This is a genomic window from Schwartzia sp. (in: firmicutes), from assembly GCF_978017985.1.
This window is the reverse complement of sequence record NZ_CDXDFU010000160.1, coordinates 1-12,442: the sequence shown is the minus strand read 5'-3', so window position 1 is coordinate 12,442 and position 12,442 is coordinate 1. Positions and strand designations below refer to the sequence as shown.

The window sequence follows — 12,442 nt, the reverse complement described above, 5'->3', positions numbered from 1 at the left end:
GCAGAAGAAAAAATGAAGGAACGTATCCGTGAGGCAAAGGAAGCAGGAGATACGCTGGGCGGTGTGTTCGAGGTTATTGTGCGAGGGGTGCCTATCGGACTCGGCAGCCATATCCAGTGGGACCGCCGTCTTGATGCCGCGCTTGCAGGAGCCATGATGTCCATTCAGGCTATAAAGGGCGTTGAAATCGGTGCCGGCTTTAAGTATGCCGAGCTTCCGGGAAGCAAAGCGCATGATGAAATGTTCTACGATGAAAATAATAGAGTATACCGCAAGACCAACCATGCAGGAGGACTTGAGGGCGGCATGACTAACGGAGAGGAAATAACTGTCCGTGCCGTTATGAAGCCTATTCCTACTCTTATGACTCCGCTTCATTCGATAGATATCGAGTCAAAAGAAGCTGTTCTCGCATGCAAGGAACGCAGCGACGTGTGCGCTGTCTCCGCTGCTTCGGTGGTTGGAGAAGCTATGGCGGCGTTCGTCATTGCCCGTGCCGTGGTGGAAAAATTCGGCGGAGATGCCATGACGGATATCCTGTCGGCTATGAGCGCATATAAAGCACGTCTTGCGGGTGAGTGATGAGCGATATGAAAAAGAACGTTGTACTTATTGGGTTTATGGGTACGGGAAAGTCCAGCACGGGAAAGGTGCTTGCCGCCCGTCTTGGTTTTTCCTTTATAGATATGGATACCTATATTGAAACAAAAGAAAACCGCAAAATTCCCGAAATTTTTGCCACAGACGGAGAAGCTTATTTTCGCAGCGCGGAGCGCGAGGCAGTAAAAGAGCTTTCCGAACGCAGGCATATAGTGATAGCTACAGGCGGCGGTACGCTGAAAAGCGAAGAAAACAGACAGATTTTGCGTGAGAATGGGGTGGTCGTCTGCCTTACGGCTGATGTTGATACTATCCTCGAACGCACACGCCGCCCGGGGGTTCGCCCTGTTCTTGACGGGAAAGATGACGGAGACCGTAGGGCCGCTATCTGCTCATTGCTTGAGGAACGCAAAGAAATGTACTCTCAGGCGGACTTGTTTGTTGATACGAGTGAGCGTTCCCCTCTGCAGATTGTCGACGAGATAGTTCATTATTTAAAAAGAGAGGGCCATAAGCTATGCGGAAGGTAAGAGTTGATTTGCCGGTCAACGGCTATGATATAACCATCGGAACAGGTTTGGACGAAGAACTCGAGAAGTATACCCGCGCGCAGCGCTTTTCATCAAAGGGGCTTGTTGTCACTGATTCAAACGTGGGGAAAATATATATCGAGCGTGTCAGTGCAGCCTTACAAAAAGCCGGTGTAGACGTGGAATTTTTTACCGTGCAGGCAGGGGAAACATCAAAATCTCTTGAGGTTGCGGAAAAAATCTATACGCGCGCAATTGAGCGCGGACTTGACCGTCACTCACCGATTTTTGCCCTTGGCGGCGGTGTTGTCGGAGATTTGACAGGATTTGTGGCGGCGACGTACATGCGCGGCGTGCCCTTCGTACAGATTGCCACGAGCCTTCTTGCACAGGTAGATTCCAGCGTCGGCGGAAAGGTCGCGGTAAATCATCGTCTCGGAAAGAATATGATCGGTGCATTCTATCAGCCAAAATTCGTAATGATAGACCTCTCGTTTATAGAGACTCTTCCGAAACGTGAGATATACACGGGACTTGGCGAGATTATCAAATACGGTGCTATTTACGACGAAGCTTTTTTCCGTTATCTGGAGGAAAATACGGAGAAAATACAGGCTCTGGCGGAAGCGTCCCTTGAGCATATTATCGGCCGTTCCTGCGAAATCAAAGCGGAAGTTGTAACACAGGATGAAAAAGAAAATGGCCTGCGCCGTATTCTGAATTTCGGACATACAATGGCACATGCCATTGAAAAAGAAACAAATTATCTCAGGTACAACCACGGAGAAGCCGTGGCAATCGGAATGTGCGGAGCTGCGTACATAAGCCGTGAAATGGGGCTTTTAAGCGAAGATGATACAGAGCGTATTGTCAATCTTATCAAGAGACTCAATCTGCCGACCAAGGCAGACCACTGCAGAGAAGAAGCAATCTTTGAATCCACCCTTCACGACAAGAAAACAGTAAACGGTGTCGTGCATTGGGTACTGCTGGACAAAATAGGACATGTTTCAGAGGTTACGGAGGTGCCTGAAGAAATCGCCAAGAAATGCATGCGTATGATATTGGCGGAATAGAGGTGAAATATGCGGATTCTGTTAGTAAATGATGACGGAATAGAGGCAGAGGGAATTCGTGCGCTGGCAGAAGAGCTTGCCGGAGAACACGAGGTTGTGCTGGCGGCGCCGGCTCAGCAGCAGAGCGGTATGGCTCATGCTCTGACGGTACACCGCGACTTGGAGGTAGCGCCTTACGAAGCTCTTGCGGATAAAGGAATACACGGGTGGAAAATCGACGGTACTCCTACAGACTGCGTGAAGGTATACCTTGAAGCACTTTGCGAAAAGGATAATTGGCCCGAGCTTGTTATCTCTGGGATAAATCATGGCGCGAACCTCGGCTCTGATGTACTTTATTCGGGAACTGTCGGCGGAGCAATGGAAGGCTTCATGCATGGAATCTTTTCCATTGCGGTTTCACTGGATTTCTTTTCTAAAATGCCTTTCTCTGAAGCGGCTGCCATATTTGCGAAGCAGCTCCCGAAGCTTTTGGAAAATGAGACCGAGCCGGCATTTTTGAACGTGAACTTTCCACAGACAATGGCAAAGGGAGAGCCGAGATTTGTATACGGGACAGTCGGTCACAGGGACTATCTCAACGCATTCGAAAGAATCGAGCGTGACGGAAAGCTTTTTTTCCATGTGGGTGGAGAAATCTACGACGGATACAACTCAATGGACTCCGATATATCCATCTGCAACCACGGCCGGGTGGCTGTAACGCCCCTCATGATTGACATGACGGACTATGAAAAGCTGAAAAAATATCAAGAATAAATTTTATCCAATAAAAGTTTAAGCGTCTTTTCATTGCCAATTTATGGTGCATGAAAAGACGCTTTTTTATGATTTTTATTAAAAATTTTACGAAAGTATAATTAGTGGATAAAGGTTGGGGGCGCTGTACGTTGGGAAATACATGACGTACAGCTTTTTTGTTAAACATCTAAAATGTATTTGGGAAAAATCAAAGTCTTTGAAAAAAATCAATTAAGGATTTAAAAAACAAGCGGTAAGTGGTAAAATATACTTGAAAAAAATCAAAGACTTTGAAAATATGAGGTTGTTATGGAGTACACTAGAAAGCTATATGTGAAAAGACTGGTCGATAGGAAAAACAACGGCTTAATAAAAATCATCACCGGAGCAAGACGCGCCGGAAAATCGTATTTGATGAATGAGCTGTTTTATAAGCATTTGCTTAATTCGGGTGTTCCCAGCAACAGGATTATCCGGTTTGCTTTTGATGCAGATGAGGATATTGATCTGTTGGACGATTATGCACCCGAGGAATCTGCGAAGATAGAGCATAAAAATGAGCTTTACTATGTAAATGCGAAAAAATTCAGAGGATATATCAAAGACAAAACAAACGAAACGGATATGTTTTATCTTTTGCTTGATGAAGTTCAGCTGCTTGAAAATTTTGTGGGGACGTTGAATGGTCTTTTGCGGCATAGAAATTTTGATATTTATGTTACAGGCTCAAATTCAAAGTTTTTGTCCTCGGATATTGCTACAGGATTTAAAGGCAGAGGGACGATTGTGCATGTACTGCCTCTGACATTTTTGGAGTATATGGAGGGAGCGGATGTGCCGCCGAGTGAGGCGTGGCGGCAATATATAGTCACAGGTGGTATTCCTTTGGTCGCGCAGATGAGAAGCGAAGAGGAAAAAATCTCATACCTGAAGGGCTTGTGTGAAGAAACCTATCTCAAGGATATTATCGACCATAACGGAATTAGAAAAAAGACAGAGCTCGGAGATACATTTAATGTTCTTGCTTCAATGATTGGTAGTCCTGTGAATGTAAAAAAAATAACGGATACGTTCAGGAGCGTTGTAAAAGCAAGTATAAGTACTGAAACCATAAGCAATTTCATCGAGCACTTTGAAGATGCTTTTATAGTCTCTAAAGCGAGTAAATATAACATTAAGGGCAGGAAATACATTGGTTCTCCATTCAAATTATATTTTGAGGATATAGGGATTCGGAATGCAAGACTGAATTTCAGGCAGATTGAAGAAACCCATATCATGGAAAATATAATCTACAATGAGCTTAGATATAGAGGGTACAATGTAGATGTCGGAGAAGTGGATATCAATGAGAAAACCAATCGAATGGATGTAAATGGAAAAACCATATATGCAAAGAAATCATTAGAGGTCGATTTTATTGCTACAAAAGGAAGCAAGAAGTTTTATATCCAGTCTGCATTGTCAATGGATGATGCAGAGAAGCAAAAACAGGAAAAGAAAAGCTTGTACTACATAGACGATTCGTTTGCGAAGATTGTTGTGGCGAAAACGGGATTAAATCCGTTTTATGATGAAGACGGTGTCATGACGGTAGACGTATTTGATTTTTTGTTGAAGCCTGAATTGTTGGGTGCTGATTAAGTGGATTGAAAGTATCAGATGGGAGGCGTGAGTTATGAGTTTTATAATGTGGCTCGGTATTTCTGCGCTGGTTGGATACTGTGCAGACCGACGCGGACGCAGCGGCTGGCTGTGGGGCGCGCTGTCGCTGCTGTTTACGCCTCTTCTTGTCGGGCTTGTTCTCGTTATGCTGCCGAATCTCGCTGAAATTAAAGCAGCGCCTGTGGAAAATCAGCCATCTGCGCCTTCCGATGACACTTGCAGCGGTTATATAGGAGAAGCCGATGAGCCCTGCTGTGAAGAATGTGATGATTATTACGGCTGCGAGTATCGGGATAACCCTTCGGACTGTCCTAAGCTTTGGGATGACGACGCGTCTGATGATGTGCAGGAGATGCCGGGTGGCGGCACCTTGCAGTACCGGGATTCAGATGATGCGATTTTTCCGGGGGACAGGCATTGATTTTTGAAAGAAAAGAAGGACACGCTCTGCGGAGTGATGTCTTTTCTTTTTGGGGAGTTTTGCCATTGGCAAAATCCGAACAAATGCGTTATAATTAAATATCTATGGAATTGAAATTATAATTGGAGGTTATATAAATATGGAATCAATTATTAAGGACATCAAACTTGCTCCGTCGGGACACGATAAAATTAAATGGGTTAAGAACTTCATGCCTGTGCTTAACCGCATTGATGAAGAGTTTTCTAAAACGAAGCCGTTCGCAGGCAAACGCATCGTCATGACTATTCATCTTGAGGCAAAGACTGCATATCTCGCTCTCGTATTCAAACACGCAGGAGCAGAGGTTGCTATCACGGGTTCGAATCCGCTTTCCACTCAGGATGATGTTGCGGCTGCACTGGTTGAAGAAGGTATCAATGTATTTGCTACGCACGCTTGCTCCGATGAAGAGTATGATATGTTCATCGATAAGGCACTGGATATCAAACCGCATTATATCATGGACGACGGCGGCGACCTCGTTGCTATGCTCCACGACAGACGCCGTGAGCTCCTTGGTGAGATTATCGGCGGTGCTGAGGAAACAACTACAGGCGTACATCGTCTGCGTCTCCTCGAGAACAAAGGCGAGCTTGATTTCCCGATGATTGCAGCAAATGATGCATACTGCAAATACCTGTTTGACAACCGTTATGGCACAGGCCAGTCCACATGGGACGGCATCATGCGTACTACGAACCTTGTTATCGCAGGCAAAAACGTCGTTATCGCAGGCTACGGCTGGTGCGGTAAGGGCGGTGCTATGCGTGCAAAGGGACTCGGCGCTAACGTCATCATTACCGAGGTTGACCCGATTAAGGCTATCGAGGCTGTATTCGACGGCTTCCGCGTTATGCCTATGGACGAGGCAGCAAAAATCGGTGATATCTTCCTCACGCTCACAGGCGATAAGGATGTCATTGTAGAACGCCATTTCAAAGACATGAAGGACGGCGCTATTCTCGCAAATTCCGGTCACTTTGACGTAGAAATCAATATTCCGGAGCTTGAGGCACTTTCTGTCTCCCGCAGAACTGTCCGCAACAACATTGAGGAATTCCTCCAGAAGGACGGCCGCAAGATATACCTCCTTGCAGAGGGACGTCTTGTAAACCTCGCCGCAGGCGACGGCCACCCGGCTGAAATCATGGACCTTTCATTCGCGGTACAGTTCTATTCTGCGCTCCATCTTCTGAACAACTACAAGAATATGGAAAACAAAGTATATATGATGCCGGATGAAATCAATACAAAGATTGCTGAAGTCAAACTTGCTTCTATGGGAGTTGCTATTGATGCGCTGACACCTGAGCAGCGTGCATATCTCGGCATGGAATAAAAATAGGAGGCGCGGACAATGAAAACTCTGATAAAGGATACTATGGCTGTACTTCCCGACGGAAGTGTAAAACAGGTCAATATAGCCGTTGACGGACAGCGTATAACGGCTGTTGGTGATGTTCCTGCGGGGTTTGAAGCAGATAAGGTCATCGACGGTAAAAATCACCTGGCGATTCCCGGACTTGTCAATGCGCATACACATGCCTCCATGACTCTGCTCAGAAGCTATGCGGACGACATGAACCTCATGGACTGGCTCAACAATAAAATCTGGCCGATTGAGGCAAAAATGCGCAAGGACGACATTTACTGGGGAGCTATGCTTGCCGCAGTTGAAATGATTCGTACCGGTACGACGACATTTGCAGATATGTACGGCGATATGGAAACGGTCGCCGAAATGACCCTAGAGTCCGGCCTTCGCGGTGTTCTCTCGCGCGGCATTATCGGTGTTGCGCCAAACGGAGAGCAGGCGTTTGAGGAAAACAAAGAACTGTTCAGAGATTTCCACGGCGCTGCTGATGGACGTGTTACAGTCATGTTCGGACCTCACGCTCCGTATACCTGTCCGCCGGATTTCCTGCGCCGTGTTGCTGAGGCAGCAAAAGAGCGCAAAGCAGAGGTACACATTCACCTCGCGGAAACAAAGGGCGAGGTTGACAACTGCCTCAAGGATTACGGCAAAACTCCTTTCGAGATTATGGAGGATACAGGTATCCTTGACTGCGGCGTGCTTTCCGCGCACAGTGTATGGCTCAGTGATAAAGACATAGAGCTTATCAAGAAATATAACGTCCGCCCGGCACACAACCCGGGAAGCAACATGAAGCTGGCAAGCGGCGTAGCCCCTGTGCCGAAGCTTCTTAAAGAAGGTGTCTGCGTTGCGCTCGGCACGGACGGCGCTTCCAGCAACAATAATCTTGATATGCTGGAGGAAGTCCGTCTGGCAGCGCTGCTTCATAAAGTAGATACGCTTGACCCGCTGGCTGTTCCGGCATTCCAGGCACTTAAACTGGGTACTGAAAACGGTGCAAAGGCTGTCGGTGTAAAGGATGCTGGCAGACTTGAAAAAGGCGCGCTGGCAGATATTGTTCTTTATAACATGAAGGGCGCTGAATGGACACCGAAATTTGATCTGGTTTCCCTGCTCGTTTACTCTGCTCCAAGCCATTCCGTTGATACAGTCATGGTTGACGGAAAACTGGTTATGGAGAAGGGCGAGATTAAGACACTTGATGAAGAGAAGATTCTCTTCGAAGCAGATAAATGTGCGAAAAGGATTTCGCAGTAACTAATCGTTTTAGGTGATTGGATTGGATAAACGAAAGAAAAAACGTAAGAAAAAAATCGCCGAAAAGCCTGCGGATACAGGACGAAGTTATGAGTTGGGCGGAATCGCAACGGTTGCGGTTTCCGCCGTTTCTCTTTGCGGACTTGCGGGCTTTAACGTCGGTTTCATAGGATTCTACTTTGCACGCTTCCTGCGCTATTTTTTCGGTGTGGGGAGTTGGTTTTTTGCGATTTTGCTGATGCTCGTAGGCGCAAAGCTCATTGTAGACCATCACGGATTCAAGCTCTCAAAGCGTTTTCTCGGCGTAGCTGTCTTTTACGCTATGATTTTGTCGGTTTATCATCATCTTGCGATTCCCGTAGGAGAAGAAATACTGCCGGCAAGCCTGCCTGAGGGCGGCGGACTGCTCGGCGGCGGAATACTGTTCGTTGCCCGCAAGTTTTTCGGCGTGGACGGTACACTCATCATTTTGATTGCCGCGGGAGTCGGCTCCGTACTGCTTGCAACCACATGGTCCCTGGCATCGGGCGTAAAGAAAACCGAGAAGCACGCGCAGGAAGGCCTCATGAAGGCGCAGAATGCGATGGAAACGACATACGATAAAGTCAAAGAGCTGCGCGCGGCCCGTGCGAAAAAGGAGTCATTCTATAATCAGGAGGCTGACACACGTTTCGGAGAAACGGCTGCTTTGCCGGAAGCAAATAATAACGTGAAGCCCGCCCCTGTATTCGTGCAGGAGGAGGAAATCTCCGAGCCTTTGTATGAAGAGCTTCCTCCGATTGAAGAACCGAAAACCGCGCAGGAGCAGGAGATACATACTCCTGAGCCGCCGAAACAGGAGCCGACGGCTCCAGCGGAGCAGGAGCTTCCTATGCCTCCAAGCTTTACTATCGAATACAGCGAGGAAAAAGAGCCGTCCTCTGAGGTATACGCACCTGAAGATCCCGAGGACAGCGCAGAAGATACTGCAGAGACTGCTGCGGCGCCTGTGACAAAAGCTGCTGCTGCGGCTGAAGCTCCTGCCGCACCTGAGGCTCCTGCTGAACCCGTATACCGCATACCGAAGGTACAGGAAATACTCACGAAGCATCCGCATGTGCGAAATGCCGCACTGGAGCAGGAAATTGCAGATAAAGCACAGGTTTTGAGTCAGACGCTTGAAAACTTCAAGGTAAAAGCCACTATTCTCAATGCGTGCCATGGCCCTGCCGTTACACGGTATGAGATTGAGCCGGCACCGGGAGTAAAGGTCAGCAAGATTACGAACCTTGCCGACGACCTTGCGCTGGCACTGGCAGCGTTTTCTGTGCGTATTGAGCCAATTCCGGGGAAATCCGCAATTGGTGTCGAGGTTCCGAACCGTGAGCTGGAGGGTGTAGTCCTCAGAGAAGTCCTTGAGGACGCGGCTTTTGAAAAAGCAAAATCCAAACTCACCGTAGGCCTCGGTAAAGACGTAAGCGGCAAAGCTATTTTCGCAGACCTTGCCAAAATGCCGCATCTTTTGATAGCTGGCGCTACAGGCTCCGGTAAATCAGTCTGCGTCAATACCCTCATAACGAGTATATTGTTCAAGGCAGCGCCGGACGAAGTCAAATTTATCCTCATTGACCCGAAAATGGTCGAGCTTTCAAACTACAACGGTATTCCGCACCTCATGGTGCCTGTTGTAACGGATATGCGTAAAGCAGCCTCCGTACTCAACTGGGCAGTACAGGAAATGGAAAAACGCTACGGCAAATTTGCAGAGCATGGCGTACGCAACATCGAGGGCTTCAACAACAAAGTACCCGATGATAAAATGCCGTCCATCGTTCTCATTATTGACGAGCTTGCCGACCTCATGATGGTCGCTCCTCATGACGTTGAGGATGCAATCTGCCGTATAGCGCAGAAGGCGCGCGCTGCAGGCATTCATCTTGTGGTCGCTACGCAGCGTCCGTCCGTTGATGTCATCACGGGTATTATCAAGGCAAACATCCCGTCGCGTATTTCCTTTGCAGTCTCGTCGCAGGTAGACTCGCGCACGATTCTCGACATGAGCGGCGCAGAAAAGCTCCTCGGAAAAGGAGATATGCTCTTCTATCCTGTCGGCTCATCAAAACCGCAGCGCGTACAGGGTGCATTCATAGGGGATGACGAAGTAGACCGTCTCCTCGAATTTATCCGCGCGCAGGGACAGGAAGCAGAGCCGAACGAAGAGATTATCAACTTCACGGAGCAGGCGGCACAGGCCGCTGAAGAAGGTGAAAACGGCAAAGGAAAGGGAGGCTCGTCTGAGCCTGCAATGGATGAACTTCTGCCAAGAGCGGTTGAACTTATCCTGCAAAATGGCCAGGCGTCCACCTCAAGCATTCAGCGCCGTTTCCGTATTGGCTACACAAGAGCCGCCCGTCTTATCGACACAATGGAAGAGCTCGGCATAGTAGGACCGAACGTCGGCAGCAAGCCGAGAGAAATACTTATGACAGATGCCCAGGCAAGAGAAACCGTAGAATCTGTCATGTAAAAATGATTTATATGCCTTCTCCTAAAGGAGAAGGCATTTTTTCGTTTTTTCACAGCCCCATTCTTTTTTTATTTATTGTCTCTCCGCACGTTGTATATTGCTCTTAAACAGGCATGTATAAGAGCGAGGAGGGATATACATGAAAGCAATATTCGGATACGTGCGTGTGAGCACGAGGGAGCAGAATATCGACAGGCAGCTTGCTTCCATGAGGGAGATGGGAGTGGCGGAAGAAAATATCTATATTGATTACATGTCAGGCAAGGACTTCAATCGCCCTAAATACAGAAAACTAAAGCGCAGACTCAACAAAGACGCACTGCTATATATTCATTCCATAGACCGGTTGGGGAGAAACTACACGGAAATCATTGAAGAATGGCGGCTTCTTACCAAGCAGAAGGGCGTGGATATAGTAGTGCTGGATATGCCGCTTTTGGACACACGGCGCGGAAAAGACCTCATGGGAACATTTCTTTCGGATATAGTCCTGCAGGTGCTTTCCTTTGTTGCGGAAAATGAACGTTCGGCTATACGTCAGCGGCAGGCTGAGGGCATACGCGAAGCCATGAAACGGGGAGTTCGCTTTGGCAGACCAAGAAAGCCGGTACCCATAGGCGCGGTAGAGCAGTATAAAAAATGGAAACAGGGCGAGATTACTCTCAAGGAAGCAGCCAAAGCCTGCGGTATGCCTATGACAACATTTTACGTAAAGGCACGTGATGAATACAACAATTACCTGAAAACGGCGAGCATATAGAAAAGAATTTCTACATGTAATAAGATACATTTTCATGAGAAAAATTTTTCATAAAATTTTAAAAAATGCTATAATGGGATTATCTGTACTGACAGTACAATGTTGATATATCTCAAGGGGAGACTTTTGCAATGAGTATGGAAATATTTTCGCTGCTGCTTTTGATCGCTGCTATAGCCCTTGGCTTTTTGAGACATATGAATACAGGACTCCTGTCGATTGCTTTTGCGCTGGTGCTGGGACACGTCGCAGGCATTCCTGACAAGGCTGTAATCGCGGGATTTAATTCCTCACTGTTCCTGATCCTGCTGGGTGTCACATACCTTTTCAGCATAGCGCAGCTAAACGGATCATTGGCTCTTCTGGCGGAAAAGGTCGTTGCCCTGACAGGACGCCGCACAGCTCTCGTTCCCATAGTCATTTACCTTTTTTCTACTGTGCTTTCGGCACTCGGCCCCGGAACAGTACCGACCATTGCAATTATGATGGTGTTCTCCATGACGCTGGCGGCTGAAATGAAAATATCCCCTGTCATGCTCGCGGCTCTTGTGGTATTGGGCGCGTCCGGCGGTGGTGTGTCGCCTCTGGCTGCCACAGGCATAATAGGTAAAAACCTCTGTGAACAGATTGGGCTCTCAGGCGTAGAAGGACCGTTTCTGATGAATGGCGTGCTGTCCATGACAGTTTATGCGATTGCGGTATATATTGCACTGGGAGGGTGGAAGCTTCGCTCAGAGCATGTCATCAAGCTTTCAGAGCTTCCCTCATTCAACAAGAATCAGAAAATAACGCTCGTTGGCATAGCTATCATGGTTGTGCTCGTAATGTTCTGCCATTTCAATGTGGGACTGACGAGCTTCGCTGTTGCTGCCGTGCTGTCCTTTCTGAAGGTAGCGGACGAGGGCGAAGCATTGAAAAAGGTTCCGTGGGGGACACTCCTTTTGATTGGCGGAGTCAGCGTACTCATGAATCTTATCATCAAGCTGGGAGGTATTGTGCTTTTGGCGGACACTCTGGCGTCCATCATGACACCATCGACCTCCACGGCAATCATGGGAATCACGGCAGGGTGCATGTCATGGTGCAGCTCCAGCTCCGGCGTTGTCATGCCGACACTCATTCCTGCTATACCGGACCTTTACTCCAATCTCGGTGGCTTCAATGAGCTTGAAATGGCGACCTCGATATCCATGATTTCGCACTGTGCCGGAATCAGCCCGCTTTCCACAGGAGGCGGTCTTGCGCTGGCGGCATACTCGGCATCTGCAAAGGTATTCGGCGAAGAACTGAAAAAGCTCTTCGTCAAGCTATTCGCAGTCTCCGCCTGCGGCGTATTCTTCCTGTCATTCCTGGCATGGCTGGGACTGTTTCGCTGGCTGCTTTGAAAAAATATAAGTAAACCGCTGTACGCAATTAAGGCGCATGGCGGTTTTTTGCTGAATAAGCTGTATTAATCTTATACTCTAAGG

The 12,442-nt window shown here is 47.9% G+C and carries 11 protein-coding genes; all 11 read left to right on the top strand.

Annotation, left to right across the window (positions count from 1 at the left end; all coding sequences use genetic code 11):
* Positions 1-582 (top strand): chorismate synthase (locus tag ACY69O_RS07225; RefSeq protein ID WP_462332796.1); only part of this gene is annotated, 582 nt, incomplete at its 5' end.
* An 8-nt stretch (positions 583-590) separates the two neighbouring features.
* Positions 591-1,130, top strand: coding sequence for a shikimate kinase (locus tag ACY69O_RS07220; protein ID WP_462332795.1), 540 nt, complete (start codon positions 591-593; stop codon positions 1,128-1,130).
* Entirely contained in the window at positions 1,118-2,206 is a 1,089-nt protein-coding gene (gene aroB / locus ACY69O_RS07215) for a 3-dehydroquinate synthase (protein WP_462332794.1), read from the top strand. The genes ACY69O_RS07220 and aroB overlap by 13 nt, the downstream gene beginning before the upstream one ends.
* A 9-nt stretch (positions 2,207-2,215) precedes the next feature.
* The gene (surE, locus tag ACY69O_RS07210; RefSeq protein WP_462332793.1) at positions 2,216-2,965 is read left to right on the top strand and encodes a 5'/3'-nucleotidase SurE; all 750 of its coding nucleotides are present in this window, start codon (positions 2,216-2,218) and stop codon (positions 2,963-2,965) included.
* Positions 2,966-3,256: 291 nt separating this feature from the next.
* Positions 3,257-4,591, top strand: coding sequence for an ATP-binding protein (locus ACY69O_RS07205; protein WP_462332792.1), 1,335 nt, complete (start codon positions 3,257-3,259; stop codon positions 4,589-4,591).
* 34 nt (positions 4,592-4,625) lie between these two features.
* Entirely contained in the window at positions 4,626-5,033 is a 408-nt protein-coding gene (locus ACY69O_RS07200) for a hypothetical protein (protein ID WP_462332791.1), read from the top strand.
* A gap of 139 nt (positions 5,034-5,172) precedes the next feature.
* A complete protein-coding gene (locus ACY69O_RS07195) occupies positions 5,173-6,414 on the top strand; it encodes an adenosylhomocysteinase (protein WP_462332790.1) in 1,242 nt (413 codons plus the stop codon).
* An 18-nt stretch (positions 6,415-6,432) separates the two neighbouring features.
* Positions 6,433-7,707, top strand: coding sequence for an amidohydrolase (locus tag ACY69O_RS07190; protein WP_462332789.1), 1,275 nt, complete (start codon positions 6,433-6,435; stop codon positions 7,705-7,707).
* Positions 7,708-7,729: 22 nt separating this feature from the next.
* Positions 7,730-10,213: an FtsK/SpoIIIE family DNA translocase gene (locus ACY69O_RS07185; RefSeq protein WP_462332788.1), complete on the top strand. Its 2,484-nt coding sequence runs from the start codon at positions 7,730-7,732 to the stop codon at positions 10,211-10,213.
* A gap of 139 nt (positions 10,214-10,352) precedes the next feature.
* A complete protein-coding gene (locus ACY69O_RS07180; protein WP_462332787.1) occupies positions 10,353-10,973 on the top strand; it encodes a recombinase family protein in 621 nt (206 codons plus the stop codon).
* Between the two features lie 131 nt (positions 10,974-11,104).
* A complete protein-coding gene (locus tag ACY69O_RS07175) occupies positions 11,105-12,358 on the top strand; it encodes an SLC13 family permease (protein ID WP_462332786.1) in 1,254 nt (417 codons plus the stop codon).
* The last annotated feature ends 84 nt before the right edge of the window (positions 12,359-12,442 follow it).